We start from the raw sequence: 26,300 nt of genomic DNA, 5'->3' as shown, positions 1-26,300 counted from the left end.
CGGTCCCGGGACAAGGTTGAATGCGCTTCGCGATCCTGTCTGACATCCATGCCAACCGCGAGGCGTTCGACGCAGTCCTGGAGGCCGTCCGCAAGCGGGCACCGGACCAGTTGGTTCTGCTCGGCGATCTGGTCGGGTACGGGCCAGATCCAGCCTATGTGATCGAGACGGCCGCCGGTCTGGTGGAAAACGGTGCCTCCTGCATCATGGGCAACCATGACGAAGCGGTGGGACTGGTCCGGACCGACATGACCGAGAATGCGCGATTCGCCATCGAGTGGACCCGTAAGCACCTCGCTGCCGCGCATCTCGATTTTCTCGCGCGGCTGCCGCTTTCGCTCCGGTCGGAGGACCGGCTGTTCGTTCACGCCAGCGCGGAGAGGCCGGAGAAATGGTTGTACATACGCGACAGGGAGGCGGCGGAACGCTGTCTGTCCTCCAGCGATGCTCGTTTCATCTTCTGTGGCCACACCCACGTCCCGGCCATCTACTACGCCTTGCCCGCTAGCCGGCCGGTCCATTTTTCGCCCCTGGGCAACGTGGCGGCGCCGCTGTCGGAACTGCGGCGGCATCTGATCGTCGTGGGAGCCGTCGGCCAACCGCGCGATGGCAACCCCGCCGCCTGCTTTGCGCTGCTCGACACCGATCGGCATGAGGTGACAATGGTTCGCGTTCCTTATGACCATGAAGAAACCGCCCGCAAGATCGGCGCGGCCGGCCTGCCCGCTTGGCTCGGCATGCGCCTGAAAATCGGCCGCTAAGTCCCCGGAGAGGATCGATGGAGAGGTTCGAAGCAGGGACAAACATCGACGGTTTCGAACTCGTCGAGAAGCTTCAGTCCGGCGGCATGGCGGCGCTCTGGCGCGCCAGAAATCCGAAGTTCGATTTTCCGCTCCTCTTGAAGGTTCCCTTTCTCGACCCGGGAGGGGACGTCTCGGCGATTCTTGGATTCGAGGCCGAGGAACTGATCCTAAAACGCCTCTCGGGTCCGCATGTGCCGCGCTTTGCGGCCTCCGGAGGCCTGGCCAACGTGCCGTACATTGCAATGGAGTTCGTCGCCGGGGCCGGTCTGGCGGACGTGGTCGGCCGGGCGCCGCTGCCGCCGGACGAAGCGGCGAGGATCGGCGTCGAAATCGCAACGGCGCTCGCCGCCTTGCATCGCCAGAAGGTCGTTCATCTCGATCTCAAGCCCGAGAACATCATTCTTGCGGAACGCGGCGCCGTGCTTCTGGACTTCGGCCTCGCGCGCCACGCAGAGCTTCCGGACCTTCTCGGCGAGGAGAGTTCCGTGCCGATGGGCACCGCGGCCTATATTTCGCCCGAACAGGTATTGGGCGAGAGATCGGATCCGGCGAGCGACCTGTTTGCGCTGGGCTGCATCCTCTATCAACTCGTCACCGGCGATGAGCCGTTCGGGCGCCCCGCCACCCTCGCTGGAATGAAGCGCAGGCTATTCCATGCGCCCAAGCCGCCGCGAGACGTCGACAAGGCCATTCCACGGTGGCTGGAAACCATCATCCTACGATGCATGGAAGTGGACAGATCCAGGCGATATGGCGATGCAGCACACGTTCTGTCGGATCTCAGGAACCCCGATCAGGTCGTGGTCGCCAGGCCACGCGCGCCATCGAGCGCACGGCCTTGGGACGCGATCAGGAATCTGCTGGGCAGGCCCGATGAGAAAGCGCTGGTGGGGAAGCCTGCCAGCTCGAGAGTGCAGGCCGGACCGCCGATCGTGCTGGCCGCGGTCGACCTCGCCAACGGAAACGATGCCCTGGCAGGCGAGGTTCTCAACGAAACGGCACGTGTCCTTGCGGCACGGGCGGATTCCTGGCTGGCTTGCGTGACGGTGTTGAAGACCGAGATCATCGCCGACACGCCGAGTGTCGATCAATCGGGACGTCTTGTCTATCTGCAGCGACTGGTCGCGCTGAAAGACTGGGCGCGTCCGCTGCATCTGCCGGAGGATCGCATAAGCTATCACGTGCTCGAAGCAGTCAGCCCTGCCGATGCTATCCTCAGCTACGCCGAGCGCAACGACGTCGGACATATCGTCGTCGGTGCCCGATCGTCGTCGGCAATTCGCCGGCACCTTGGCAGCGTCTCGACCAAGGTCGTGGCGCGAGCCCTTTGCTCGGTGTCGGTCGTCCGGTTGAAGGCGGTCGAGGAGCAAAGCCGGGGATCGTCTTGATGTCGGTGCTCGGCCGGATTGGCTGCGCTTGACTTCGGCGTTCGCTGTCTATCGACTGCCCTGGAGCGCTTCGGCTTCACTGAACCGCTCTCAAGTGTTGGTTTACGCAATACCGCCTGGGAGCGGCTTGCTCCTGAAATTGCAATGGGCTTTGCGAGGGGCATCGTCCCGACATGGCATCGATCGACCAGCAACCCGCGGGGCGGCCGGACAGCGGGCTTTCCTTCATTCCGGTAGGCTGGCTCGTCATCGTCATGGGTCTTTCGGCCTACGGGCTGATCGCAAACTGGCGGCTGATCGGCGACTTCAGCCTGCCGGACAATTTGTTGTTCCTGATCTATGGCGGCCTTGTCGGTGGCGTGATCACCATCCTGTGGGGCTTGTACCTGCTTGGCCTCGCCTTCAACCGCTCGGCTCGCTTCCCGCGCCATTACACCATCTGGCAGATTGCCATCATCGTCTGGCTCGTCCTGCGCCAGGCCTATGTGTTTTACAGCTTCGCCTTCTCGACCGAGGCATTGGGCTTCGCCGTCGCCGAGATCGCCATCGGCCTGCTCTGCATCTATCTCCTGCGCAACGGAGCCGGCGCCGACACGATCTACGCCAATCCGGAGACCGAGCGGCCGCCTGTCTTCGTCTCGATCCTTGCCGCGCTGCTCGGCATCATCCTCGGCGGCGCGATCGGCGCCTGCGGCGGGTTCTTCGCCGGTTCGCTGATCGCGGACCTGACGCATATGAGCTGCTTCGAGGGCGCCTGCGGATTTTTCGCGGCTTTTGTCGGCCTGGGAGGCCTGATCGTCGGCGCGATCGCCGGCGGCATTTTCGCCGTCTGGCGGGTGAACCGGCGCAGACCCGCGCGGGCTCGCTAGAGCGTTTCACCGTTTCACGGAAACGGCGAACCTCTCTATCCCTTTGTTTTTACGCAATTCCGGACGGAAAACCGCTCACACTTTTCCTGGAATTGCTCTAATTTCACGGGCCGCGATTGCGCGGGAACCACGCACGCTCTATGTCGATTGCGGGGTAGACGGGAGCCCTTCCCGGGGAGAGCGTCGATGTTGCGTTTCATCTTTCGGCTGGCAGCCATGGTTGCGCTGTCGATCGCCGTCATCATGGCGGTGATCGACACCACACGCTCGGTCGCCGCCTCCTCGCTGGTGATGACGCCGCTCAACGCAAGCTGGCTTGCCGTGTCGCCCGACACACGCGCGGCTTTCGAGACTTTCGTGCGCGCCAAGGCGAGCCCGCTGGTCTGGGACGGCGCCGTCGCATGGGTGCTCGCGCAGCCCGGTTTTGCGGTGTTCGCGGTGCTTGCCTTCCTGCTCTACGCCATCGGCTACCGCCGCAAGCGTCGCGGCGCGGAATTCGCTCCAAGCCCCTGAAGGCGCTTGCGTTGACGCAATTCCAGACGGGAAGGCTACGGCGAAACCGCCGAGCCCAACTGCCGGTAACCGCTTTTTCCAACAGGTCAAAATTCCACGTGAATTTTGTTTCGGGCCGTGCCAGATTGACCGCGAGCGGGAGGGAAACACTTCCTGCCTGGCGCTGCAAGCCCGCCGGAGAACCGGGCGGGCAGGCGGTGCAAAATGGAAAAAATAACCGACAGGGTGTGGATCACATGAAACGTATCGTTCTCGGCCTACTGGCCGCAACCGCAATGGTTCTTCCGGCTTTCGCCGCGGATGTGCAGCCGGCCATCCTCTACGATCTGGGCGGCAAGTTCGACAAATCCTTCAACGAGGCTGCCTATCACGGCGCCGAGAAGTTCAAGACCGAAACCGGCGTGGCTTACGTCGAATTCGAGGTCTCCAACGCCTCGCAGCGCGAGCAGGCGCTGCGCCGCTTCGCCGAGGACGGCCGCAACCCGATCGTCATGGCGGGCTTTGCCTGGGAGGACGCGCTGAAAGCGGTCGCGAAAGATTATCCGGACCTGAATTTCGCCATCATCGACGATGCCGTCGACCTGCCCAATGTCCGCTCGCTGGTGTTCAAGGAGAACGAAGGCTCCTACCTCGTCGGCATCCTGGCAGCGATGGCGTCGAAGTCGAAGAAGGTCGGCTTCGTCGGCGGCATGGATATCCCGCTGATCCGCAAGTTCGAATGCGGCTATGTCGGCGGCGCCAAGTCGGCGGGTGCGACCGACGTCATCCAGAACATGACCGGTGATACGCCGGCCGCCTGGAACGACCCGGCCAAGGGCGGCGAGATCGCCAAGACGCAGATCGACCAGGGCGCCGACGTGGTTTACGCCGCGGCCGGCGGCACCGGCGTCGGCGTGCTGCAGGCGGCGGCGGATGCCGGCAAGCTCGGCGTCGGCGTCGATTCCAACCAGAATGGCCTGCAGCCAGGCAAGGTGCTGACCTCGATGATGAAGCGCGTCGACGTTGCCGTCTACAACGCCTTCATGGACGGCAAGAACGGCACCTTCAAGGGCGGCCTCCAGAATCTCGGCCTCAAGGAAGGCGGCGTCGACTACGCCATGGACGACAACAACAAGGCGCTGGTGACCGATGAGATGAAGGCCGCCGTCGAAAAGGCCAAGGCCGACATCATTTCCGGCAAGGTGCAGGTGCACGACTACACCACCGACAACGCTTGCCCCTATTGATCGGCCGTTGAAGCAGAGCGGTTCAGCGATTGAACCGCCCTGACTTTTTGTTTCTCGCAATTCCGGGCGGAAAGCCGCTACGCACTTTTCCAGGAATTGCTTCAGGGTTTGAACCGCCGGGCCGACGCCCGGCGGTTTCGTTTTGGAGACGTATGATGCGACCGGCAATCGAAGCCATGGCCGAACGCGACGTCGAGCCGATGGCGCGGCTTCGTCTCAAGGCTTTCTTCGAGGGCACGGATCGGACACTCGACGAGGACATGGCCGGGCTGCGCGGGCTGATCGCCGGCGACGGCTTCGAGGCGGCCTTCGTCGCGCGCGACCGTGGCCGGCTGATCGGGAGCTGCCTGCTCGTCCGCGACGAGATCAGTTCGCCGCACGATCTGACGCCATGGCTCGCCGGGCTGATCGTCGAGGAAGCCTATCGCGGCGGCGGGGTCGGCACGGCGCTGGTCAAAACCGTCGAGGCCCATGCCGCGTCGACCGGTGCCGGCACGCTCTATCTCTACACCTGGCAGGCGCGGGCCTTCTACGAAGCGCTCGGATGGAGGGCGGTCGAGATTTTCGAGCAGGGCGGCGAGCCGATGCTTCTGATGTCGAGAGATCTATAGCGTTCCAGCAAGATAGCCGAGCGCAAAGGCGGCCACCAGGGCAAGCGCGATGACGAAGCCCAGCCTGCCGCCAAGCGAATGCAGGCCGACGCCGTGGGGCTTGCGCTCGAGCCGGTGGATCATCGGCTGCGGTGCTTGCGTCTCGGCGGCGGCGACGCCGGCAAGCCGCGTCTGCATCTGCGGCAATTCGGCAAGGCGTTGCGTGACCAGCTCCCAGCGATTGTCGCGTCCTTCGGGTCCTGCGGGATCGAAGGCGCGCAGGCGTTCGGCCAACCGCAGCACCGTGTCGCGAAAGGCGGGATCGATCTCAAGGTCGCGTTCGGCGCGGGCGCGCTCCCTGTCGTTCATCAGCCCAAAGACATAGTCGCCGGCCCTGGCGACACGGTCGCTTTCACTGGACATGGCCATCTTTCCCCATGGCTTCTCACCCCCATGGCTTCTCACCCCCACGGCTTCTCACCAATGTGGCGGCTTGGTCACCGGCACGTCGGCGGTGGTCTGCTCCTCCAGCTCCAGGAATCGGTCTGTCAGGGCGGCGAGCTTGCGCTCCATGCGCTCGATCACCTTCCACTGCTCGGCGATCTGGCCGGACAGTTCCTCGATGATCTTTTCCTGCTCGGCGGCGCGGATTTCCAGCGTCGTCAGCCGATCGTCAGGTTTGGCCATGCAAAACCGACCCTTGTGAATGTGAACTTCCACCTAAGCAGATATACGTGGGAGCCCCACGTATATCTGCCTATGCTCTGTTGGTTTTCACAGGTTCCGATCGCAAAACCGTGGGACACTTTTGCGGAACCTGCTCAGGTTCGAAATTGACAAGGGCGCGGGGATTTGTCGAGAGTGAACGGCCGATTGGCATAAGCGGGGCATCATGCTAGGCATTTTGACCAAGCGATAAAAAAATAACAGTGGGAACTGGCTGCATGGCGCAAGCCGCAATCGAGCTCATAGGCATCAACAAGAGCTTTGGCGCCGTGCGCGCCAACCGCGACATCAACCTGGAAGTCGCGCGCGGCACCATCCACGGCATTGTCGGCGAGAACGGCGCCGGCAAGTCGACGCTGATGTCGATCCTCTACGGCTTCTACCAGGCCGACAGCGGCGAGATCCGCGTCGACGGCAAGCCGGTTTCGATCCATACCTCCAACGACGCCATCGCGCTCGGCATCGGCATGGTGCACCAGCACTTCATGCTGGTCGACAATTTCACGGTGCTGGAAAATGTCATCCTCGGCGCCGAAAACGATGCGCTGCTGAAGAGCAGCATCGCCAAGGCTCGCTCGGAGCTCGACCGGCTGGAGCGCGAATATGGCCTCGAGGTCGAACCCGACGCCGTCATCGAAGAACTGGCGGTCGGCCTGCAGCAGCGCGTCGAAATCCTCAAGGCGCTCTATCGCGGCGCCGAGATCCTGATCCTCGACGAGCCGACGGGCGTGTTGACGCCGGCCGAGGCGGACCACCTGTTCCGCATCCTCAAGCAATTGAAGGACCAGGGAAAAACGATCGTTCTCATCACGCACAAGCTGCGCGAGATCATGGCGATCACCGACACGGTTTCGGTGATGCGCCAGGGCACGATGGTGGCGACCCGGGTGACAAAGGAAACCACCGTCGGCGAACTGGCCGAGCTGATGGTCGGCAGGCGGGTATTGCTCAGGGTCGAGAAGGGCGAGTCCGAAGCCGGCGCCGTAAAACTCTCGGTCAAGAACCTGACGGTCAAGGATTCGCGCGGCGTCACCATGGTCGACAACGTCTCCTTCGACGTGCGCGGCGGCGAGATCGTCGGCATCGCCGGCGTTGCCGGCAACGGCCAGTCGGAGCTGCTCGAGGCGATTTCCGGCATCAGGCATGCGGTTTCCGGCGAGGTTATGCTCGACGGCAAGCCGATCGATCTCACCGGCAAGGCCGATCCCGGCGAATTGCGCGACCGCGGCCTCGCCCATGTGCCCGAGGACCGCCATCATGTCGGGCTGGTGCTCGCCTTCGAGGAGAACGAGAACTCGATCCTCGGCTATCACGACGACGAACGCTATCTGAAGGGGCCGTTCCTCGACATCGATGCCATCATGGCCGACGCCAAGGACAAGATCGAGAAATATGACATCCGCCCCGGCAATCCGCGGCTGAAGACGGCCAATTTCTCCGGCGGGAACCAGCAGAAGATCGTGCTGGCCAGGGAGATGGAACAGGATCCCGGCGTGCTGATCGTCGGCCAGCCGACGCGCGGCGTCGACGTCGGCGCCATCGAATTCATCCACAAGCGGCTGATCGCCATGCGCGACCAGGGCAAGGCCGTGCTGGTGGTCTCTGTCGAGCTCGACGAGATACGCTCGCTCTCCGACCGCATCCTGGTGATGTTCGCCGGCCGTGTCGTCGGCGAGCGCGGCCCAGATGCGACCGAAGGCGAGCTTGGCCTATTGATGGCCGGCGTCGAGCACCAGGAGGCCGCCGAATGAGCACGCCTTACGCCAAGCTGCCGGCCTGGGCCGATTATGGGTTGATCCCGCTGATCAACCTGTCGGTCGCCTTCATCGTCGCCGGCTTCGTCGTCATGCTGGTCGGCGAAAACCCGTTCCGCGCCGCCGTCATCCTGGTCGAGGGCGCTTTCGGCAAGGGCACGGGCATTGCCTTCACCCTGTTCTATGCCACGACCTTCATCTTCACCGGCCTTTCGGTGGCGGTGGCGGCGCATTGCAGCCTGTTCAACATCGGCACCGAGGGCCAGGCCTATATAGGCGGCCTCGGCATCGCGCTCGTTTGCCTGAGCCTCGACAGCGTGATGCCCTGGTGGGTGATCTTTCCGATCGCGATCGTGGCCGCGGCGACGTTCGGGGCGCTTTGGGGGCTGATCCCGGCCTATCTGCAGGCCAAGCGCGGCTCGCACATCGTCATCACCACCATCATGTTCAACTTCATCGCCGCCTCGGTGATGGTCTATCTGCTGGTCGGCCCGCTGAAGCCGGCCGGCTCGCAGGCGCCGCAGACGCGCAATTTTCTCGCCGGCGCCGAACTGCCGAAGCTCAACTGGATCATCGAATTGTTCGGCGCCAAGATCCGCTCGGCGCCGCTCAACATCTGCTTCCTGCTGGCGCTGGTGATGGCGTTCCTGGTCTGGCTTCTGATCTGGCGCACCCGGCTCGGCTATGAAATGCGCACCTATGGCCACAGCCCGAAGGCGGCGCGCTACGCCGGCATTTCGGAAACCCGCATCATCATCACCGCGATGATGATCTCGGGCGCGTTGGCCGGCATGATGGCGCTCAACCCGGTGATGGGCGACCAGCACAATGTCGCGATCGATTTCGTGTCCGGCGCCGGCTATGTCGGCATCGCGGTGGCGCTGATGGGCCGGCTGCATCCGGTCGGTATCGTGCTGGCGGCGATCCTGTTCGGCATGCTCTACCAGGGCGGCGCCGAGCTCGCCTTCGAGATGCCGGCGATCAGCCGCGACATGATCGTCATCATCCAGGGCCTGGTCATCCTGTTCGCCGGCGCGCTGGAGCACATGTTCAGGCCCTATATCCAGGCGCTGTTCGCCTCGGTCAGTCCGAAATCGGTCGGCATGCAGGCAGTCAACGGGAAGGGGGCCTGAGATGGACATGTTCAACGCCATCATCCAGGTGCTGGATTCGACCATCCGCCTTTCGGTGCCGCTGTTGCTCGCCTGCCTGGCGGGGCTTTATTCGGAGCGGGCCGGCATCTTCGACATCGGGCTGGAAGGCAAGATGCTGGTCGGCGCCTTTGCCGGAGCTTCGGCCGCCGCCGTCTTCCATTCGGCGCTGATCGGCCTCGGCACAGCCGTCCTGATCTCGGTCGCCTTCGCCCTGGTGCATGGCTTTGCCTCAATCACGCATCGCGGCAACCAGATCGTCTCCGGCGTGGCAATCAATTTCATCGCCGCCGGATCGACCATCATCCTCGGCCAGGCCTGGTTCCAGCAGGGCGGGCGCACGCCGGCGCTGCAGCCGGGCGAACGGTTCGAGGCGATCACCTGGCCCGGCGCCGACGCGATCAAGGATGTGCCGATCATCGGCCCGATCTATGCCGAGCTGATCTCGGGCCACTCGATCCTGGTCTATTTCGCCTTCGCCATGGTGCCGTTCACCTGGTGGGTGCTGTTTCGTACCCGCTTCGGGCTGAGGATGCGCGCCGTCGGCGAAAACCCGGCCGCCGTCGATACCGCCGGCATCTCGGTCGCCTGGCTGCGCTACCGCGCGCTGATCTGCACCGGCATCCTCACCGGCGTGGCCGGCGCGTATCTTTCCATGGTGCAGAATGGCGGCTTCGTGAAGGACATGACGGCGGGCAAGGGCTATATCGCGCTGGCCGCGCTCATCTTCGCCAAGTGGAAGCCGGTCAACGCCATGTTCGCCTGCCTTTTGTTCGGCTTTCTCGATGCCGCAGCTATCCGCCTGCAGGGCTCGCCGCTGCCGATAATCGGCAAGGTGCCGGTGCAGTTCATGCAGGCGCTGCCCTATGTGCTGACCGTCATCCTGCTCGCCGGCTTCATCGGCAAGGCGATCCCGCCGCGTGCCGGCGGCGTGCCCTATGTGAAGGAACGCTGAGGGCTGGATTTTCGTCCGGGGGCGACCGGCATTTGAACAAGATCGTGGGAGAGAAGAACCGGATGTCGCATGATCTGTTCGAGGCGGCGAAGACGGCGATGGCCAAGGCCTATGCGCCCTATTCGAAGTTCCCGGTGGGTGCCGCCTTGCGTACCGAGGACGGGCGCGTCTTCACCGGCGCCAATGTCGAGGTGGCGTCCTATCCGGAAGGCTGGTGCGCCGAGACGACGGCACTCGGCCACTACATCATGGGCGGCGGCGGCAGGATTGTGGAGATCGCGGTGATCGCCGAACGCATGGCCAAATGCTCGCCCTGCGGTGGCTGCCGGCAGCGGCTGGCGGAATTCTGCCGGCCGGACACGAAGCTCTATCTGTGCGACAATACCGGCGTGGCCGAGACGGTGACCATGGGCGACATGCTGCCTTACGGCTTCAGGGGCGATAACCTCAAATGAAGGAAGCGCTGGATCATCTGGTCGAGAAGCTGGACGGACTGGCGCCGACCGCGGCCCTCGTGCTGGGCTCGGGCCTTGGCGGGCTGGTCGACCAGGTCAAGGATGCCAGGCGCATCTCCTATGCCGAGCTGCCGGGCTTCCCGCGCAGCGGCGTTTCCGGCCATGCCGGCGAGGTGGTTGCCGGGCATTTCGCGGGCACGCCGGTGCTGATGCTGTCCGGCCGCGCGCATTATTACGAGCATGGCAACGCCGCCGCGATGCGGCCGGCGCTGGAGGTGCTTGCCGGCATCGGCATCTCGCATTTGATCCTCACCAATGCCGCCGGCTCGGTCGATCCTGAAATGGGACCGGGCTCGGTGATGCTGATCACCGACCACATCAATTTCTCGGGCTCGAACCCGCTGATCGGAGAGCCGAGCGACCGCCGCTTCGTCGGTCTCACCGAGGCCTATGACGCGGGCTTGCGCGGCGCGATCGAAAAGGCGGCGAAGGCGACCGGCACGGCGCTGCATCAGGGCGTCTATATGTGGTTTTCCGGACCATGCTTCGAAACGCCGGCGGAAATCCGCATGGCGCGCGTCATGGGCGCCAACGCGGTCGGCATGTCGACCGTGCCAGAGGTCATCCTCGCCCGCTTCCTCGGGCTCAAGGTCGCCGCCTGCTCGGTCATCACCAACCTGGCTGCGGGCATGACCGGAGCGGAGCTCTCGCACCAGGAAACCAAGGATATGGCGCCGGTCGGCGGCGCGCGGCTGGCGACGATCCTGCGGCGCGTCTTCCAGGACGGCCTGCCCGACTGATGCTGCCGCAGGAGATCATCCGCCGCAAACGCGACGGCCACAAACTCTCGGCCGACGAGATCGCGGCCTTCGTCGCGGGGCTGACGACCGGCAGCATCTCCGAGGGCCAGGCCGGCGCCTTCGCGATGGCCGTGTTCCTCAACGGCATGAGCCGCGAGGAAACGGTGGCGCTGACGCTCGCCATGCGCAATTCCGGCGACGTGCTCGACTGGTCCGACCTGCCAGGCCCGGCCACCGACAAGCATTCGACCGGTGGCGTCGGCGACAATGTCTCGCTGATGCTGGCGCCGATCGTCGCCGCCTGCGGCGCCTGTGTGCCGATGATCTCGGGCCGCGGCCTCGGCCACACCGGCGGCACGCTGGACAAGATGGATGCCATCCCCGGCTATGCCAGCCAGCCGGACGTGGCGCTTTTCCGCAAGACAGTGCTGGAAACAGGCTGCGCCATCATCGGCCAGACCGCCGATTTGGCACCTGCCGACCGCAGGCTCTACGCGATCCGCGACGTGACGGGCACGGTCGAATCGGTCCCGCTGATCACCGCCTCGATCCTGTCGAAGAAGCTTGCCGCGGGGCTCGGCTCGCTGGTGCTCGACGTCAAGGTCGGCAACGGCGCCTTCATGGAGAAGTCGCGCGATGCCGTGGCGCTCGCGAACAGCCTGGTCGAGGTCGCCAACGGCGCCGGCTTGAATGCCTCGGCTCTGGTCACCGGCATGAACGAACCGCTCGCCTCGGCGGCCGGCAATGCGGTCGAAGTGAAGAATGCCGTCGATTTCCTCACCGGCCGCTATCGCGACCGCCGGCTGGAGGATGTCACGCTGGCGCTGGCGGCCGAAATGCTGCAGTCGGCGGGGCTCGTCTCGTCCAACCAGGACGGTATCAGGCGCGCCACCGAGGCGCTTGCCGGAGGTCGCGCCGCAGCCGTCTTCGCGCGGATGGTGGCCGTGCTCGGCGGTCCCGGCGATTTCATCGAGAACCCGGAAAAATATCTGCCGGCGGCGCCGGTCGAACTGGCTGTGAAAGCGGAGCAGGACGGGTTCGTTAGCAGCATCGCCACGCGCGATATCGGGCTTGCCATCGTCACGCTCGGTGGCGGGCGTTCGCATCCTGACGACAAGATCGATCATGCCGTCGGTCTGACCAGGCTGCTGCCGGTCGGCGCAGAGGTTCGCCCGGGCGATTCCAAGCCCCCCCCCGAGAAGACCGTGCTCAGGGGTAATTTCCCGCGATAGAGGGGTTCATGGTTTGGCGTAAAGGATGAACCGCTCTATCTTTTGTTCTTGACGCAATTCCGGACGGAAGGCTACGGCGAGATCGCCGAGCCTAACCGCTGCACACTTTTCCTGGAATTGCTTATGCGAACTCACTGAACGAGCAGCAGCGAGCCGTCCTGGACCTGGTATTTCTGCAAGCGCTGCAGGAAGCTCATGCCGATCAGGTTGGTCTGCAGCGCCCTGTCGTCGAGCACCATCGCCTGGACGTTGTCGATCGCGATCTTGCCGATCTGCAGGCGGTCGACCGTCACCACGGCGGCCTTGATCGCCCCGTTGGCGGTGTTCACCTGGTGATTGAAGTCGGATGGGTTGAGCGAGATGCCGATCCTGCGCGCGGTCGAGGTGTTGATGGCGACCAGCGTCGCGCCGGTGTCGATCATGCCGTCGATCTGGCGGCCGTTGAGCTTGAACTGCGACGTAAAGTGACCGCGTCCATCGGCATTGACCAGCACCTGGCGGCCGAGCGGCATCGGGGCGGCGGGCTTGTCCGGGACCGAAGCGAGATTGACCTGCGGCTGAGCCTCCGGCGTTGCCGGCTGCGAGGCGACGGTCGATTTCAGCAGGCTGTCCACCAGATGCGGATTCGCCTGATAGACAATCGGGATAGAAGCCGAGGTTCCGGCAAAGATGCCAAGGATGAGAAGCTTGCGCAGCATGGATGCCCCTGGAGCGTTTCACCGTTTCAAGGAAACGTCGAACCGCTCTATCCCTTTGTTTTGGAGCAATTCCGAACGGAAAACCGCTTCACACTCTTCCTGGAATTGCTCCCGAAGGCAGCATCCTTAGGCCGACATGGTGTTTGCGACTTTAACGCGTGCCGGAACCGCTTGTCTGCGTAAACAGGCGGTAAAGAAGACCGCTCATTTTGTCCCGTACATGCGGTCACCAGCGTCGCCGAGGCCGGGCATGATATAGCCCTTGTCGTTCAACTGCCGGTCTATCGAGGCGGTGAAGATCGGCACGTCCGGATGCGCCTTGGTGAAGCGCTCGATGCCTTCCGGCGCCGCGAGCAGGCACAGGAAGCGGATGTTTGTGGCGCCGCGTCCTTTCAGCTTGTCGATCGCGGCGATCGCCGAATTCGCGGTCGCCAGCATCGGATCGACGACGATCACCAGACGGTCGGCAAGATCGCTCGGCGCCTTGAAGAAATATTCGACCGCTTCCAGCGTGTCGTGATCACGGTAGAGGCCGATATGGGCGACGCGCGCCGCCGGCACTAGGTCGAGCAGGCCCTCGAGCAGGCCGTTGCCGGCGCGCAGCACCGAGGCGAAGACCAGCTTCTTGCCCTCGAGCGTCGGCGCCTCCATCTCCTCGATCGGCGTCTCGATCATGGTCGTGGTCAGTTCGAGATTGCGGGTCACCTCATAGCCCAAGAGCAGCGAAATCTCGCGCAGCAGCCGCCGGAAGCCGGCGGTCGAGGTCTCCTTCTTGCGCATGATGGTCAGCTTGTGCTGGACAAGGGGGTGGTCGACGACGGTGACGCCCTGCATGGTCTGCTCCAGTGAATGGTGAATAGTGAATAGTGAATAGTGAGCGGGTTTGCGAGTCCCGATGGATCGATGATTGCGGTTGACAGGCCGAAGAGCCGGCAAACCATTCACCATTCACCATTCACCATTCACCATTCACCATTCACCGGACTCTGGCGTCGAGCCTGGTCAGCAACATCGCCTTGGTCTTCTTGTCCACGAAGGCCGCTTCGATGGCCGTCCGGGTGATCCCGGCGAGCGCCTTGTCGTCCATGGCGAAATGCTCGGCGGCGATATCGTATTCGCGCTTCAGCGAAGTCCAGAAATAAGGCGGGTCGTCGGAATTGAGCGTCACCTTGCAGCCGGCAGCGCGCAGTGCCGGAAAAGGATGGTCGGCGAAGCTGTCGAACACTTTCAGCGCGATGTTGGAGCCCGGGCAGCATTCCAGCACCACGCCCTCGGCGGCGATGCGGCGGACGAGGTCCGGGTTCTCGATGGCGCGAACGCCATGGCCGATGCGGGAAGGGCGAATGTGGTCGAGGGCCGCCTTGACGCTTTCCCAACCCATCAGCTCGCCGGCATGGATGGTGATGCCGAGGCCCGCTTCGCGCGCGATCTCGAAGGCGCGCACATAGTCCTCGAAGTCGCCGATTCGCTCGTCGCCGGCGACGCCGAAGCCGGTCACCAGCGGGTGGCCGCAGCGCGCCGCGAAGCGCGCCGCCTGCTCGATCGCCTCAACCCCGACATGGCGCACGCCGGTGACGATCATGCGGCCCTCGATGCCGGTCTTGGCCTTGGCGCGGACCATGCCTTCGCCCAGCGCATCCGTGTAGGCTTTTGGTGATAGCCCGGCCTTTTTGGCATGGTCCGGCGAGGTGAAAACCTCGGAATAGATGGCGCCGTCACGGGCGAGGCTGGTCAGATAGTGGTCGGAGAGGCGCGCATAGTCCTCTTCGGTGCGAAACAGGTCGGAAGCGAAATCGTAGGCGGCGAGAAACGAGGTGAAATCGTGCCAGACGAAGGAGCCGTCCTGGATGTAGGGCGAAGGGTCCTGGCCATATTTGCGGGCCTGGGCGACGACGAGCTCTGGTGCTGCCGCCCCTTCGATGTGGCAGTGCAGTTCGGCCTTCAAAATCATGCGGTCATTCCGCTCGGCATGCTGATCTCGCGCGGATTCTGGCCGGAAAATCATGCGGAACCTTTCTCGACCGTGTTTTGAAAGCGCGGCCGAAAACCGCGCCCTGGACAATAGCGTCGGCACCATCGATCGGCTATGGTCCCGCCGGTTTTATGACGGATCAAAATAATGTCAGTTGAGAGAACCACGGCCGCGGGCGGCATGGAAACCTCCTATGGTTTCAAGAAGGTCGGGGAAGGCGAGAAGCAGCCCCTCGTCAACGACGTCTTCCATAAGGTGGCCAATCGATACGACCTCATGAACGATCTGATGTCGGCTGGGTTGCATCGGTTGTGGAAGGACGCGATGGTCGCCTGGCTGAACCCGCCGAAGCGGCCGGGCTGGAAAGTGCTCGACGTCGCCGGCGGCACGGGCGACATCGCCTTCCGCATCGTCGAGGCCAGCCAGCGCCAGGCCCATGCCACGGTGCTCGACATCAACGGCTCGATGCTGGCGGTCGGCCGCGACCGCGCCGAGAAGCAGGGCCTTGCGGCAAACACCGACTTCGTCGAGGCCAATGCTGAGGAATTGCCGTTCGAGGACGAGACCTTCGACGCCTATACGATCGCGTTCGGCATCCGCAACGTGCCGCGCATCGAGGTCGCGCTTGCCGAAGCCTATCGCGTGCTGAAGCGAGGCGGACGGTTGCTCTGCCTGGAATTCTCCGAGGTCGACATGCCATTGCTCGACAAGGCCTATGAGGCCTGGTCGTTCAACGCCATCCCCAAGATCGGCAAGGCGGTGACCGGCGACGGCGAACCCTATTCCTATCTCGTCGAATCCATCCGCAAGTTCCCCAACCAGCAGAATTTCGCGGCGATGATCACCCGCGCCGGCTTCGACCGCGTCACCTTCCGCAACTATTCCGGCGGCATCGCCGCCCTTCATTCCGGCTGGAAGCTTTGAGGCGCGGCCCCTTGCAGCAGGCTCCTTTGCAACAGGCTGGCCTATGAGCAGCGTCGGCGCCGCCTTCAGGCTGGCCAGGGCCGGCTGGGTGCTGGTCCGCGAGGGCGTCGTCGCGGCGTTGCCGGGCGAAGAGCTCTCCGGCATGCCGAAATTCGGCTGGCGCGTGGCGCGGCTTTTTACCCGCCGTCGGGCGCTGAGCTATCAGCGCGGCGACAGGCTGGCGCGGGCGGTGGTGCGGCTCGGACCTTCCTACGTCAAGCTCGGCCAGTTCCTGGCGACTCGGCCCGATGTCGTCGGCAACGACATGGCGCTCGATCTCGCGCTGCTGCAGGACAAGATGCACACCTTCCCGAAGGCGGAAGCGGTCCACGCGATCGAAGGCTCGCTCGGGCGCAAGATCGACGACCTCTATGTCGCCTTCGGTCAGCCGGTGGCTGCCGCCTCGATCGCGCAGGTGCACAGTGCGGAGGTCGCGCGCGAAGGCGCCGCTTCGCGCGTGGCGGTTAAGGTGATCCGGCCCGGCGTGCGGCACCGCTTCTACCAGGATCTCGAAAGCTATTTCCTCGCGGCCCATCTGCAGGAAAAATACATCCCCTCGTCGCGCCGGCTGCGCCCGGTCGAGGTTACCGAGACGCTGGCGCAGACCACCAGGATCGAGATGGACCTGCGGCTCGAGGCGGCGGCGCTCTCGGAACTCGGCGAAAACACCAAGGACGATCCGGGTTTTCGCGTGCCCGCGGTCGATTGGGAGCGGACCGGCCGCGACGTGCTCACCATGGAGTGGATCGACGGCGTCAAGATGAACGACATCGCCGGCCTTGCCGAGGCCGGCCACGACCTCAAGGCGATCGCCGCCAATCTCATCCAGTCGTTCCTTAGGCACACACTGCGCGACGGCTTCTTCCATGCCGACATGCATCCGGGAAACCTGTTCGTCGAGGCCAACGGCACCATCGTCGCGGTCGATCTCGGCATTGCCGGCCGGCTCGGCAAGAAGGAGCGCCGCTTCCTCGCCGAGATCCTCTACGGCTTCATCGTGCGCGACTACCAGCGTGTCGCCGAAGTGCATTTCGAGGCAGGCTACGTGCCGCGCCAGCACAATGTCTCGGCCTTCGCGCAGGCGATCCGCGCCATCGGCGAGCCGATCCACGGCCAGTCGGCCGACACCATCTCGATGGCCAAGCTCCTGACCTTGCTGTTCGAGGTCACCGAGCTGTTCGACATGGCGACTCGGCCGGAGCTGATCCTGCTGCAGAAGACGATGGTGGTCGTCGAGGGTGTTGCCCGCACGCTCGATCCGGCCTTCAACATGTGGAAGACCTCGGAGCCCGTGGTCGGCGACTGGATCGCCGGCAATCTCGGTCCGCGCGGACTGCTCACCGACGCGCGCGACGGCGCCAAGGCGCTGCTGGCGCTTGCACGGCAGGCGCCGGACCTCGCTGCCCGCACCGACCGGCTGTCGCGCGAGATCGATCTGATGGCCGAGAAAGGCCTGCGCTTCGACGAAGCGACCGCCCGCGCCATCGGCAAGGCCGAAGCGCGCCACACCCGCTCCGGCCGTGTGGCGCTATGGGTGATCGCGCTGACCCTGATCTACATCGCCTGGAAATTGCTCTGATTGCCAAGCGGTTGCCGCAGTCTGATTGCATTGCTATCATCGCATGCACTGCATGCAAGCGAGTGCAATCACATGGCTAGCATCACGATCCGTAATCTCGATGACGAGGTCAAGGACCTGCTCCGGCAACTCGCGGCCGAAAATGGCTGCTCGATGGAAGAGCAGGCGCGGGCGATGATCCGCGCCGCGGTCGAAGGCCGGGCAGGGCAGTCCGACCGCATCGGCCAGATCGAGCAGACCCTGCGTGCGCTGACAGAGGCGAATGAGCAGGCGACGCCGGTTGTCGCCGCTGCCGGCAGGCCGGTCCCGAGGGGCTCGCTCTCCGGAAAGCGCATCCTGCTCATCATCGGCGGCGGCATCGCCGCCTACAAGGCGCTCGACCTCATCCGCAGGCTGCGCGAACGCGGCGCTTCGGTGCGGGTGGTGATGACGTCGGCCGCGCAGGAATTCGTCACCACGCTGTCGGTCGGCGCGCTTTCGGCCGACCATGTCTTCACCGAGCTGTTCGACCGCAATGACGAGCACGATGTCGGCCATATCCGCCTGTCGCGCGAGGCCGACCTGCTGGTCGTTGCGCCGGCGACCGCCGACCTGATGGCGAAGCTCGCCAACGGCCATGCGAACGACCTTGCCTCGACGGTGCTTCTGGCCACCGACAAGAAGGTGCTGATGGCCCCGGCGATGAACCCGAAGATGTGGGCGCATCCGGCAACGCGGCGCAATCGCGCGACCTTGCAGAAGGACGGCATCGCCTTTGTCGGTCCCGCCAAGGGCGAGATGGCCGAAAGCAACGAAGCCGGCGAGGGCCGTATGGCCGAGCCGCTCGAGATCGTCGCCGCGATCGAGGCGATGCTCGACGAGAAGCCGAAGCCGCTTGCCGGCCGCAGGATCATCGTCACCTCCGGGCCGACGCATGAGCCTATCGATCCGGTGCGCTACATCGCCAACCGCTCGTCGGGCAAGCAGGGCCATGCGATCGCGACCGCGCTTGCGAAGCTCGGCGCCGATGTGCGGCTCGTCTCCGGTCCAGTCACCATCGCCGATCCGGCCGGTGTCGCGACCACGCATGTCGAAACAGCCGCCCAGATGAAGCAGGCGGTCGAGAGCCTGTTGCCGGCGGATGCCGCCGTGTTCGTCGCGGCGGTCGCCGATTGGCGCACCGCCAACGCCGCCGGCGAGAAGATCAAGAAGGTGGCGGGCGAAGGACCGCCTTCGCTGCAGATGGTCGAAAATCCCGACATCCTGGCCGGCATCGGCCATCATGCGCAGCGGCCAGGCCTCGTCGTCGGCTTCGCCGCCGAGACGCAGGACCTCATCGCCAATGCAGAGGCAAAGCTCAAGAAAAAGGGCGCCGACTTCATCGTCGCCAATGATGTTTCGCATGAAAGCGGCATCGGGCCGTCCGGCGTGATGGGCGGCGACCGCAACAAGGTGCGCATCGTCTCCAGGACCGGCGTCGAGGAATGGCCGGAAATGGGCAAGGACGAAGTGGCGGCCCGGCTCGCCGCGCTGATTGCCGAGCGATTGGCGACAGTCGTCGTCTAGAGCGTTTCACCGTTTCACGGAAACGGCGAACCGCTCTATCCCTTTGTTTTACGCAATTCCGGACGGAAAACCGCATACACTTTTCCTGGAATTGCTCTAGCCGGCCGCTTGCTGAGGCCGCAACGCCGGCAGCGCGATCCTGAGCGCGGCGATGCATCCAAGGACCCCAAGCGGCACGAAGGCGAGGAACAGCCAGCCGGCGACGCCGGCGGCGGCTTCACGGTTCAGGCCCTCCGAGAAGCCGCTGGCATTGGCGACGATGCCGGCAAGTGCTGCGCCCACCGCGTAGCCGATGCGCTGCATGGTCGGCACGGCGGCCGAGGCTATCGTCTGCTCGCCGTCGCGGGCCGAAGCGACGATGACGCGCGTGAGGAATGGCCAGCACACGCCGAAGCCGCCGCCCTGCAGCAGGGCGCAGAGCAGGATCAGCGGGATCGAGCCTGCCGGAATGGCATAGGCGAAACCGGCGAGACCGGAGGCGATCATCAGCGCGCCGACGACGATGATCAGTCTCTCGCGCTCCAGCGGCGCATTGGCGACGAGGATCGACAGGATCGACCAGGCGATCGATTCGGCGGCAATGATGTAGCCGGTGGTCAGGATCGGTATGTCGTGCAGCGTGGTCAGAAGCAGCGGCCCGTAGATGGTGAAGCTGCAGGTGGCCACGGAGAATGCCGCAACCATGGTCATGCCGCTGCCAAGCGGCGAGCGCCACGAGAACAAAGGCGATGGAAAGAGCCGCGATTGCGGCCTGAGAGCATCGATGCGGAAGAACAACGCCAAGCCGATCAGGCCGAGCAGGAGCAGCAGCGACGAGCGCACAAGGGCAATATCGATGCCGGCTGCGGCGATCAGCACCACGCTGAAGGCGAGACAGGCGAGCGCCGGATAGGGAAAGCGTGGCGCCCTGCCGCCGACGGCCTGCGGCTTCGCTGCCTCGGGCGTGTCAAGCACGATGAAGCTCGCCAGCGCCATCGCCGCGCCGCCGAAAGTGAAGATGCCGAACGCCCAGCGCCATGACAGGAACTCGGTCATGAGCGCGCCGAGCATCGGGCCGCTGAAGGCGGCGACGCCCCAGACCGCGGACATGATGCCGAAGAGCTGCGGCCAGATGTTGCGTGGAAACAGGCGCTCGACCGAGACGAAGGCCAGCGACACGAGCGCGCCGCCGCCAAGGCCTTCGACCAGGCGCCCGGCGAGGAACAGCGGCATCGAAGGGGCCGTTGCGCAAATCAACGCGCCGGCCGCATAGAGCAGGGCTGCGACCATCATGTTGGAGCGCAGCGCGACATAGCTGACCAGCCGGCCGGCCGCGGCACCCGCGACAATGGCGCCAAGCTCGTAGACCGCCAGCGACCAGCCAACCAGCTGCACGCCCGCGAGATCGCCGACCATGGCGGGCATCACCGTCGCCACCATCGTCTCGTTGGTGGCATGCAGGAGGATACCGAGGCTGACGAAACAGAAGCGTGCCAGGTCGCCGCTCGCCCACAGCGCCCGCCAATCCACCCTGTGGCCGGACACCTTGTTGCCGCTTTCTGCCGTCACGCCAATCTCCTCGATGCATTGCAGCCTCATTCGCTTTTCAAATGGGCGCCAGGTCCAGTTCGGCGGTGCTTGTAGAACCTCAAGCGTAGTTGAGCTCAAGAGGCTTTTTCGCGAATCTGACGTTGCAGGCAGGATCGTGGGTTTAACGACCTTATGCGATCCTCAAAAAAGCACTTGGCCCGGAACAAGGGTGTTCCGGGCCAAGTGTTCCAGACGGACTTTTGAAGCCGAAAGCTTCACTTGTAGGAGTGGACGAGATCCAGCGAGGCCACCGCGACGGCGAGGTTGACGCCGGTCTGCGCCTGGACGCTGAGCGGCTCCAGCATGAAGGCGCCGTCGAGGCCGCCGACCAGGAGATTGGCGCCGCCGCCGGTCACCACGGAAGCCTCGGCGTTGACGCCGTAATAGCTGCCGGCGAGGTCGCCCGCCTCATGATGACGCGTGGCGCCGAGCACCGCCCAGACGAGTTGACCCTGATGCGTCTGGCCAATGTCGACGCCGAGCTTGGAGATCATGCCGGTGTACTGCTCGGCCGGCCCGTGATGGTAGGGACGGAAGGTACAGGCGACGCCCTTGTTCGACGTGATGACGTAGCCGATGCCGCCGTCGATCGTGCAATCGAGCGTGCCGAGTCGGAGCGTGCCGGCGCTTACCGGAGAAGCGAGGACCGTGGCGGCAAGCGCGGCAGCGGCACAGGCAAGTGTTTTGATCATTGGAAAGGTCCTTTCGCGAAATCTTGGCCCCGGCCTAAACGATCGAGGTGCACGGAGCGTTCCGCCGGAAACTTGGCGCGAACATGGCAAAGGTTAACGCATCGCGCTGGGCGGTTAACGGATCGCTATCGGGCGTCTCCGCAGCGCAACACCACGGTCGCCAGCGGCGACCGGGGACGACGCGGCGTCAGCTTTCGATCAGCTGGCGTTGCCGCCGGTGCGCGACAGGCCGTCCTTGGCCGGCTGGTAGTTGGGGTCGAGGTGGACGGCCTCGCGGTAGGACTTGGCCGCCCTTACCTTGTCGCCGCGCTTTTCATAGATCAGCGCCTGGTTGGCCCAGGCCTCGGCGTTCTTGCCGTCGAGCTTGATGGCCATGTTGAAGTCGGAGAAAGCGTTGTCCTGGTCGCCTGTGGCCAGATAGGAGAGGCCGCGGCCGTTGTAGGGCTCGGCAGCGTCCGGCGCCAGCGAGATCGCGGTCGAGAAATCCTCGATGGCGAATTTGTGCTGGCCCTGGCTCTGATAGATCAGGCCGCGATTGTGGTAGGCGCGAGCGTCGGTGGTGTCGAGCTGGATCGCCTTCTGGAAGTCGTTGAAGGCATCCTGGGTGCGGCCGGCCTTGCGATAGAGATTACCGCGGCCGATATAGGCGGCGTCGTAATTGGCGTTGATCTGGATCGAGCGGTTATAGTCGGCCAAGGCGGCTTCCTGGTTGCCGAGGAAGCGCTGGATCAGCGCGCGGTTCGAATAGGCCTGGTAGAAGTTCGGGTTGAGCTGGATGGCCTGGTTGAAGTCCTTCAGCGCCGCCTGGTACTGGCCGCCGCGGCCATAGGCCGAGCCGCGCACATTGTAGCCCTCGGGATCCTGCGGGCTGCGCTGGATGACGGCCGAAAGCGACGAGATGTTCTCGCTCGAGCCTTGCGCCTTGTCGATGTTGTTGAACTCGCCGGTCGGCGTCGTCTGGCATGCTGCAAGCGTCAGACCCGAAAGCAGGGCCGCCGTCAGGGCGAAGCCGCGAAAAGCGGTTTTGCGCTCCACGGAAATTGCGTTCATCTTTGTCCTCACTGCCGCAGCGCCGTCAGTTCGTTCCCTCTCCGAACCGGCTCCTATGCATAAACAAAAAGGTGGCGGCGATTCCGCATCGCGCCACCCTCGGTATCCTTCGAAAAGGACGAAAAATAGGCGTTATGAGCGCGGCGAGCGCGAAGCGCCGGCGGCACCAGCCGGAGCCGGACGCGGGGTCATCGGCAGCAGGCCTTCGCGCTGGGCGCGCTTGCGGGCCAGCTTGCGGGCGCGGCGCACGGCCTCAGCCTTCTCGCGGGCACGCTTCTCGGACGGCTTCTCGTAGTGACCGCGCATCTTCATTTCGCGGAAAATACCTTCGCGCTGCATCTTCTTCTTCAGCGCGCGAAGCGCCTGATCAACGTTGTTGTCGCGGACGAGTACCTGCACGGGCAATCCTGTCTTCGGGTTTGAAATCGTTAGGCAATCAGCCATAGCTGGGATGCCTCCGCGGCGAATTGCACCGCGAATTGTGGCGGCTGATAGCAGAATCAGGCTGGGATGTCCACCGCTGATTGCGGGAAACAGCGATCAAAAACCCGAGCGCTGCGCCCGGCAGTGCTTCAACCGTCCACCGCCGCCAGATGGAGGCGGGCGAAGTCCTCGAAAAACTCGCCATAATCGCAGGTGATTTCCTCGCCTGCGGCGATGTCGCGAATGGCGGTGGCGCCGCCATATTGCGAGAAATCCGTGTTCGGCCGCTCCGAATGGTTCATGAAGCGGCCATTGTCGACCTCATAGACCATGAAGCCGGGCTTGTCCGGGCTCGGATAGGCATAGCGGTCGAGCAGTTCCTTGAGATGCGGGGATGCGGCTTCATATTTTTCCATCGGGATCAGCCGGTCGAAATCCGGATCGAGGCGCCAGATCGAGGCGCCTTTGCGGATCGGCTCCGCGGCAAAGACCCCGACGCCTTCGATGGCGCTCTGGGCAACATAGGTTCTGATCAGCAGCATCGTTCCGGTCCGATTTCGACGGGAAACAAATCGTCAAATTGGACCGGAATGCAAGGCCGTATCGCTAGATTTCAACGGATGAGCATGTCTGCTGTCCGCCGGGCGATCACGTCCGGTTGATCGAGACGCCGCCATCGGCAAACAATGCCGTGCCGGTGGTGAAGCTCGAGGCATCCGAGGCGAGATAGAGCGCGGAGCGGGCGATCTCCTCCGGCTGCGCCATGCGCTTCAACGCATGAATGCCTTCGACGAAGGCGCGCGCCTCGGGTGTGGTTGTGGTCGCGCCGGGCGTGTCGGTGCCGCCGGGCAGCAGCGCGTTGACGCGCAGTCCTTGCGGGCCGTACTCGGCGGCGAGCACCTGCGTCAGGCCGATCAGTCCGGCCTTGGCTGCGGCGTAGGCAGCCATGCCCGGCATGCCGGCAGTGTAGCCGACGAAGCTCGAGGTGAAGATCAGCGAACCGCCGCCGCGCTCCAGCATGGTCGGAATCTGGTGCCTGGCGGCGAGATAGGCGCTGGTCAGGTTGGTGTCCATCGTCTCCTGCCAGGTCGCCGGCGCCAAGTCGGTCACCGGCCCCATCACGCCAACGGCGCCGGCATTGTTGAAGGCGATGTCGAGGCCGCCGAAGCGAGCCACAGCGAGTTCCACCAACGCCCGCGCATAGGCTTCGTCCCTTACGTCGCCCGCAAGTGCGACCGCAGTGCCCCCGGCATCCTCGATCTCGCCGACGAGCGTGTCGAGCTCGGCTTGGCGCCGGGCGGCGACGACCAGGCTCGCGCCTTGCTCGGCAAACAGCCTGGCGGTGGCGCGGCCGATGCCGGAACTGGCGCCAGTGACGATGGCGACTTTGCTTGCCAGGGTGAACATGTCTCAGCATCCTTCCTTTGTGCCGGCTTGCGGCGATGGATGCTTGGTCGCAGATGAGGATTGCCGCGGCCACCCGAAACCTGCAACGGCCGCCATTGCCCTACTGCCGCAACAGCCAACCCAGCCGGTCCAGCGAGAAGGCATAGTTGAAGGCAATCAACAGGGCCATGACGATGCCAATGGCGGCGTGACCGGTCAGATAGAATCCCGTGGCGCCGCCGAACAGGATGACAAGTTCCAGCGCCAGCCTGACGGCGCCGGGCACCGGCACCGGAGCTCGGCCCGACCGGCTCGGATCGTCGGGCACGGCGAAAGTGCCCCACAACACGGCCGCGACGATTGGCAAGCCAATAGCGAGAATCCAGCGCCAGAATCCGGCCGAGAGGCTCCAGCCCGCCATGCCGAGACCAAGCAAGGCGGCAAGCTCAAGCAGAAAGCGCAGGATAAGATTCCACCAGGCGTTACCCATCATCGTCTCCGGATTCGCGCGACGGGAAGTGTCGCCGAAGACCCCTGTCGAAGCCAGATCGGATGCATCATTTTGACCGAGGCGCAAAACGGCAAGCGCCGTCGCAAACAGCGCAAGGATGACATCGCTGTTTCGCTAGTGATACACCTCGCGTGACGGGAGAGGCCCGAACCACATCCGCGATTTTTGGCGCGAGGCTTAACGTGAAGAAATACTCGGTATTCGCCATTGCCCGCGAGGCCATGCGCGGCCACAAGGGCTGGGAAGAACAGTGGACGTCGCCTGAGCCGAAGAAGGAATACGACGTCATCATCGTCGGCGCCGGCGGGCACGGCCTGGCGACGGCCTATTATCTGGCGAGCGAGCACGGCATCACCAACATCGCGGTGCTGGAAAAGGGCTGGCTCGGCGGCGGCAACACCGGCCGCAACACCACTATCATCCGCTCCAATTACCTTTATGACGAGAGCGCCGGCATCTACGACCATGCGCTGAAGCTGTGGGACGGGCTGAGCCAGGAGCTCAACTACAACGTCATGTATTCGGCGCGCGGCGTCATGATGCTGGCGCACAATGTGCACGACATCCAGGTGTTCAAGCGCCACATCCACGCCAACCGGCTCAACGGCATCGACAATGAGTGGCTGACGCCGGAGCAGGCGAAGGAATTCTGTCCGCCGCTCAACATCTCCAAGGAAGCGCGCTATCCGGTGATGGGCGCGGCGTTGCAGCGGCGCGGCGGCACGGCGCGTCATGACGCGGTTGCCTGGGGCTATGCGCGCGGCGCCTCGGCGCGCGGCGTGCACATCATCCAGAACTGCGAGGTCACCGGCATCAAGCGCGCCGCGAACGGCGCGGTCAGCGGCGTGGAGACGACGCGCGGCTTCATCGGCGCCAAGAAGGTCGGCGTGGTCGCGGCCGGCCATTCCTCCGTCATCATGAACATGGCCGGCGTGCGCATGCCGCTCGAAAGCTATCCGCTGCAGGCGCTGGTGTCGGAGCCGATCAAGCCGGTCGTGCCCTGCGTGGTGATGTCGAACACGGTGCACGCCTATATCTCGCAGTCAGACAAGGGAGAGCTGGTGATCGGCGCCGGAACCGACCAGTACGTCTCCTATTCGCAGACCGGCGGCTTGCACATCCTGCAGCACACGCTCGATGCCATCTGCGAGATGTTCCCGATCTTCACGCGCATGAAGATGCTGCGCTCCTGGGGCGGCATCGTCGACGTCACTCCCGACCGGTCGCCGATCCTGGCGAAGACGCCGGTCAAGGGCCTCTACGTCAATTGCGGCTGGGGCACGGGCGGCTTCAAGGCGACACCCGGTTCGGGCAACGTCTTTGCCCATACGATCGCGAAGGACGAGCCGCATCCGATCAACGCGCCCTTCACGCTCGAGCGCTTCCGCACCGGCCGTCTCATCGACGAGGCCGCCGCGGCGGCGGTGGCGCACTGATCCATCGACTACGG

Annotated in this window: 28 protein-coding genes; 16 read left to right on the top strand and 12 right to left on the bottom strand. The window is 64.4% G+C overall.

The annotated features are described in order from the left end of the window. Window positions 1-20 precede the first annotated feature (20 nt). From AC0YKC_RS14905 to AC0YKC_RS14880, 6 genes are all read left to right on the top strand, one after another. Entirely contained in the window at window positions 21-761 is a 741-nt protein-coding gene (locus AC0YKC_RS14905; protein WP_488511579.1) for a metallophosphoesterase family protein, read from the top strand. Between the two features lie 17 nt (window positions 762-778). Next, window positions 779-2,191, top strand: coding sequence for a protein kinase domain-containing protein (locus AC0YKC_RS14900; protein WP_488511578.1), 1,413 nt, complete (start codon window positions 779-781; stop codon window positions 2,189-2,191). A gap of 173 nt (window positions 2,192-2,364) precedes the next feature. Then, window positions 2,365-3,060, top strand: a complete 696-nt coding sequence (locus AC0YKC_RS14895) for a hypothetical protein (protein WP_488511577.1) — start codon at window positions 2,365-2,367, stop codon at window positions 3,058-3,060. Window positions 3,061-3,246: 186 nt separating this feature from the next. Next, window positions 3,247-3,573 carry a hypothetical protein gene (locus AC0YKC_RS14890; RefSeq protein WP_434723941.1) on the top strand — a complete coding sequence of 109 codons (327 nt, stop codon included), beginning with the start codon at window positions 3,247-3,249 and terminating at the stop codon, window positions 3,571-3,573. A gap of 236 nt (window positions 3,574-3,809) precedes the next feature. Then, window positions 3,810-4,799 carry a BMP family lipoprotein gene (locus AC0YKC_RS14885; RefSeq protein ID WP_320293036.1) on the top strand — a complete coding sequence of 330 codons (990 nt, stop codon included), beginning with the start codon at window positions 3,810-3,812 and terminating at the stop codon, window positions 4,797-4,799. Window positions 4,800-4,954: 155 nt separating this feature from the next. Further along, window positions 4,955-5,410 carry a GNAT family N-acetyltransferase gene (locus AC0YKC_RS14880; protein ID WP_488511576.1) on the top strand — a complete coding sequence of 152 codons (456 nt, stop codon included), beginning with the start codon at window positions 4,955-4,957 and terminating at the stop codon, window positions 5,408-5,410. Here the strand turns inward: AC0YKC_RS14880 and AC0YKC_RS14875 are convergent. Further along, window positions 5,405-5,812, bottom strand: coding sequence for a hypothetical protein (locus tag AC0YKC_RS14875; RefSeq protein WP_488511575.1), 408 nt, complete (start codon window positions 5,810-5,812; stop codon window positions 5,405-5,407). The two genes, AC0YKC_RS14880 and AC0YKC_RS14875, sit on opposite strands and share 6 nt — an antisense overlap. A gap of 54 nt (window positions 5,813-5,866) precedes the next feature. Continuing rightward, window positions 5,867-6,076, bottom strand: a complete 210-nt coding sequence (locus AC0YKC_RS14870) for a SlyX family protein (RefSeq protein ID WP_488511574.1) — start codon at window positions 6,074-6,076, stop codon at window positions 5,867-5,869. Between the two features lie 257 nt (window positions 6,077-6,333). Between AC0YKC_RS14870 and AC0YKC_RS14865 the strand changes: the two genes are divergently transcribed. The 6 genes from AC0YKC_RS14865 to deoA all read left to right on the top strand — a co-directional run bounded on the left by AC0YKC_RS14865 (window position 6,334) and on the right by deoA (window position 12,462). Then, window positions 6,334-7,866, top strand: coding sequence for an ABC transporter ATP-binding protein (locus tag AC0YKC_RS14865; protein ID WP_488511573.1), 1,533 nt, complete (start codon window positions 6,334-6,336; stop codon window positions 7,864-7,866). Beyond that, window positions 7,863-9,002, top strand: coding sequence for an ABC transporter permease (locus AC0YKC_RS14860; protein WP_320293041.1), 1,140 nt, complete (start codon window positions 7,863-7,865; stop codon window positions 9,000-9,002). The genes AC0YKC_RS14865 and AC0YKC_RS14860 overlap by 4 nt, the downstream gene beginning before the upstream one ends. 1 nt (window position 9,003) lies before the next feature. Next, window positions 9,004-9,975 carry an ABC transporter permease gene (locus tag AC0YKC_RS14855; RefSeq protein WP_488511572.1) on the top strand — a complete coding sequence of 324 codons (972 nt, stop codon included), beginning with the start codon at window positions 9,004-9,006 and terminating at the stop codon, window positions 9,973-9,975. A 62-nt stretch (window positions 9,976-10,037) separates the two neighbouring features. Beyond that, window positions 10,038-10,430: a cytidine deaminase gene (gene cdd, locus AC0YKC_RS14850; protein WP_434723937.1), complete on the top strand. Its 393-nt coding sequence runs from the start codon at window positions 10,038-10,040 to the stop codon at window positions 10,428-10,430. Next, entirely contained in the window at window positions 10,427-11,230 is an 804-nt protein-coding gene (locus AC0YKC_RS14845) for a purine-nucleoside phosphorylase (RefSeq protein ID WP_434723936.1), read from the top strand. The genes cdd and AC0YKC_RS14845 overlap by 4 nt, the downstream gene beginning before the upstream one ends. Next, on the top strand, window positions 11,230-12,462 hold the full coding sequence (deoA, locus tag AC0YKC_RS14840) for a thymidine phosphorylase (protein WP_488511571.1): 1,233 nt from the start codon (window positions 11,230-11,232) through the stop codon (window positions 12,460-12,462). The genes AC0YKC_RS14845 and deoA overlap by 1 nt, the downstream gene beginning before the upstream one ends. Window positions 12,463-12,593: 131 nt before the next feature. Here deoA and AC0YKC_RS14835 read toward each other — a convergent pair whose 3' ends face one another. The 3 genes from AC0YKC_RS14835 to AC0YKC_RS14825 form a co-directional block, all read right to left on the bottom strand. After that, a complete protein-coding gene (locus tag AC0YKC_RS14835; protein ID WP_320293045.1) occupies window positions 12,594-13,160 on the bottom strand; it encodes a TIGR02281 family clan AA aspartic protease in 567 nt (188 codons plus the stop codon). Between the two features lie 204 nt (window positions 13,161-13,364). After that, complete coding sequence (gene upp, locus AC0YKC_RS14830) at window positions 13,365-13,994, bottom strand: uracil phosphoribosyltransferase (protein ID WP_112096510.1); 630 nt, start codon at window positions 13,992-13,994, stop codon at window positions 13,365-13,367. Window positions 13,995-14,136: 142 nt separating this feature from the next. Then, complete coding sequence (locus tag AC0YKC_RS14825; protein ID WP_488511570.1) at window positions 14,137-15,111, bottom strand: adenosine deaminase; 975 nt, start codon at window positions 15,109-15,111, stop codon at window positions 14,137-14,139. 168 nt (window positions 15,112-15,279) lie between these two features. Here AC0YKC_RS14825 and ubiE point away from each other — a divergent pair, with 168 nt between their 5' ends. The 3 genes from ubiE (at window position 15,280) to coaBC (ending at window position 19,219) form a co-directional block, all read left to right on the top strand. After that, complete coding sequence (gene ubiE / locus AC0YKC_RS14820; RefSeq protein WP_434723933.1) at window positions 15,280-16,056, top strand: bifunctional demethylmenaquinone methyltransferase/2-methoxy-6-polyprenyl-1,4-benzoquinol methylase UbiE; 777 nt, start codon at window positions 15,280-15,282, stop codon at window positions 16,054-16,056. 43 nt (window positions 16,057-16,099) lie between these two features. Then, on the top strand, window positions 16,100-17,674 hold the full coding sequence (gene ubiB, locus AC0YKC_RS14815; RefSeq protein ID WP_488511569.1) for a 2-polyprenylphenol 6-hydroxylase: 1,575 nt from the start codon (window positions 16,100-16,102) through the stop codon (window positions 17,672-17,674). A 72-nt stretch (window positions 17,675-17,746) separates the two neighbouring features. Then, a complete protein-coding gene (gene coaBC, locus AC0YKC_RS14810) occupies window positions 17,747-19,219 on the top strand; it encodes a bifunctional phosphopantothenoylcysteine decarboxylase/phosphopantothenate--cysteine ligase CoaBC (RefSeq protein WP_488511568.1) in 1,473 nt (490 codons plus the stop codon). A gap of 96 nt (window positions 19,220-19,315) precedes the next feature. On the opposite strand, the gene AC0YKC_RS14805 is transcribed toward coaBC, so the two are convergent. The 7 genes from AC0YKC_RS14805 to AC0YKC_RS14775 all read right to left on the bottom strand — a co-directional run bounded on the left by AC0YKC_RS14805 (window position 19,316) and on the right by AC0YKC_RS14775 (window position 24,916). After that, window positions 19,316-20,767 carry an MFS transporter gene (locus tag AC0YKC_RS14805; protein ID WP_434723931.1) on the bottom strand — a complete coding sequence of 484 codons (1,452 nt, stop codon included), beginning with the start codon at window positions 20,765-20,767 and terminating at the stop codon, window positions 19,316-19,318. 236 nt (window positions 20,768-21,003) lie between these two features. Next, window positions 21,004-21,480 (bottom strand): DUF992 domain-containing protein, encoded by a 477-nt coding sequence (locus AC0YKC_RS14800; RefSeq protein ID WP_320293051.1) that lies wholly within the window; start codon window positions 21,478-21,480, stop codon window positions 21,004-21,006. A 198-nt stretch (window positions 21,481-21,678) separates the two neighbouring features. Further along, entirely contained in the window at window positions 21,679-22,530 is an 852-nt protein-coding gene (locus tag AC0YKC_RS14795; protein WP_434723929.1) for a tetratricopeptide repeat protein, read from the bottom strand. A 132-nt stretch (window positions 22,531-22,662) separates the two neighbouring features. Continuing rightward, window positions 22,663-22,929, bottom strand: coding sequence for a 30S ribosomal protein S21 (gene rpsU, locus AC0YKC_RS14790; RefSeq protein ID WP_027165252.1), 267 nt, complete (start codon window positions 22,927-22,929; stop codon window positions 22,663-22,665). Window positions 22,930-23,102: 173 nt separating this feature from the next. Next, the gene (locus AC0YKC_RS14785; RefSeq protein WP_434723928.1) at window positions 23,103-23,495 is read right to left on the bottom strand and encodes an SET domain-containing protein; all 393 of its coding nucleotides are present in this window, start codon (window positions 23,493-23,495) and stop codon (window positions 23,103-23,105) included. A 106-nt stretch (window positions 23,496-23,601) separates the two neighbouring features. Further along, window positions 23,602-24,360, bottom strand: coding sequence for an SDR family oxidoreductase (locus AC0YKC_RS14780; RefSeq protein WP_488511567.1), 759 nt, complete (start codon window positions 24,358-24,360; stop codon window positions 23,602-23,604). Window positions 24,361-24,460: 100 nt separating this feature from the next. Beyond that, window positions 24,461-24,916, bottom strand: a complete 456-nt coding sequence (locus AC0YKC_RS14775; RefSeq protein WP_488511566.1) for a YrdB family protein — start codon at window positions 24,914-24,916, stop codon at window positions 24,461-24,463. Window positions 24,917-25,032: 116 nt separating this feature from the next. On the opposite strand from AC0YKC_RS14775, the gene AC0YKC_RS14770 reads away from it, so the two are divergent. Next, on the top strand, window positions 25,033-26,286 hold the full coding sequence (locus tag AC0YKC_RS14770) for a sarcosine oxidase subunit beta (RefSeq protein WP_320293056.1): 1,254 nt from the start codon (window positions 25,033-25,035) through the stop codon (window positions 26,284-26,286). Window positions 26,287-26,300: the final 14 nt, after the last annotated feature.

The organism is Mesorhizobium sp. CNPSo 4661, from assembly GCF_057784215.1.
This window is presented reverse-complemented; position numbering and strand designations above follow the sequence as displayed.

Bases quoted from the DNA above. Each gene is read 5' to 3' on its own strand.
- AC0YKC_RS14905 (WP_488511579.1), top strand. From the start codon at position 21: ATGCGCTTCGCGATCCTGTCTGACATCCATGCCAACCGCGAGGCGTTC.
- AC0YKC_RS14900 (WP_488511578.1), top strand. From the start codon at position 779: ATGGAGAGGTTCGAAGCAGGGACAAACATCGACGGTTTCGAACTCGTC.
- AC0YKC_RS14895 (WP_488511577.1), top strand. From the start codon at position 2,365: ATGGCATCGATCGACCAGCAACCCGCGGGGCGGCCGGACAGCGGGCTT.
- AC0YKC_RS14890 (WP_434723941.1), top strand. From the start codon at position 3,247: ATGTTGCGTTTCATCTTTCGGCTGGCAGCCATGGTTGCGCTGTCGATC.
- AC0YKC_RS14885 (WP_320293036.1), top strand. From the start codon at position 3,810: ATGAAACGTATCGTTCTCGGCCTACTGGCCGCAACCGCAATGGTTCTT.
- AC0YKC_RS14880 (WP_488511576.1), top strand. From the start codon at position 4,955: ATGCGACCGGCAATCGAAGCCATGGCCGAACGCGACGTCGAGCCGATG.
- AC0YKC_RS14875 (WP_488511575.1), bottom strand. From the start codon at position 5,812: ATGTCCAGTGAAAGCGACCGTGTCGCCAGGGCCGGCGACTATGTCTTT.
- AC0YKC_RS14870 (WP_488511574.1), bottom strand. From the start codon at position 6,076: ATGGCCAAACCTGACGATCGGCTGACGACGCTGGAAATCCGCGCCGCC.
- AC0YKC_RS14865 (WP_488511573.1), top strand. From the start codon at position 6,334: ATGGCGCAAGCCGCAATCGAGCTCATAGGCATCAACAAGAGCTTTGGC.
- AC0YKC_RS14860 (WP_320293041.1), top strand. From the start codon at position 7,863: ATGAGCACGCCTTACGCCAAGCTGCCGGCCTGGGCCGATTATGGGTTG.
- AC0YKC_RS14855 (WP_488511572.1), top strand. From the start codon at position 9,004: ATGGACATGTTCAACGCCATCATCCAGGTGCTGGATTCGACCATCCGC.
- cdd (WP_434723937.1), top strand. From the start codon at position 10,038: ATGTCGCATGATCTGTTCGAGGCGGCGAAGACGGCGATGGCCAAGGCC.
- AC0YKC_RS14845 (WP_434723936.1), top strand. From the start codon at position 10,427: ATGAAGGAAGCGCTGGATCATCTGGTCGAGAAGCTGGACGGACTGGCG.
- deoA (WP_488511571.1), top strand. From the start codon at position 11,230: ATGCTGCCGCAGGAGATCATCCGCCGCAAACGCGACGGCCACAAACTC.
- AC0YKC_RS14835 (WP_320293045.1), bottom strand. From the start codon at position 13,160: ATGCTGCGCAAGCTTCTCATCCTTGGCATCTTTGCCGGAACCTCGGCT.
- upp (WP_112096510.1), bottom strand. From the start codon at position 13,994: ATGCAGGGCGTCACCGTCGTCGACCACCCCCTTGTCCAGCACAAGCTG.
- AC0YKC_RS14825 (WP_488511570.1), bottom strand. From the start codon at position 15,111: ATGATTTTGAAGGCCGAACTGCACTGCCACATCGAAGGGGCGGCAGCA.
- ubiE (WP_434723933.1), top strand. From the start codon at position 15,280: ATGTCAGTTGAGAGAACCACGGCCGCGGGCGGCATGGAAACCTCCTAT.
- ubiB (WP_488511569.1), top strand. From the start codon at position 16,100: ATGAGCAGCGTCGGCGCCGCCTTCAGGCTGGCCAGGGCCGGCTGGGTG.
- coaBC (WP_488511568.1), top strand. From the start codon at position 17,747: ATGGCTAGCATCACGATCCGTAATCTCGATGACGAGGTCAAGGACCTG.
- AC0YKC_RS14800 (WP_320293051.1), bottom strand. From the start codon at position 21,480: ATGATCAAAACACTTGCCTGTGCCGCTGCCGCGCTTGCCGCCACGGTC.
- AC0YKC_RS14795 (WP_434723929.1), bottom strand. From the start codon at position 22,530: ATGAACGCAATTTCCGTGGAGCGCAAAACCGCTTTTCGCGGCTTCGCC.
- AC0YKC_RS14785 (WP_434723928.1), bottom strand. From the start codon at position 23,495: ATGCTGCTGATCAGAACCTATGTTGCCCAGAGCGCCATCGAAGGCGTC.
- AC0YKC_RS14780 (WP_488511567.1), bottom strand. From the start codon at position 24,360: ATGTTCACCCTGGCAAGCAAAGTCGCCATCGTCACTGGCGCCAGTTCC.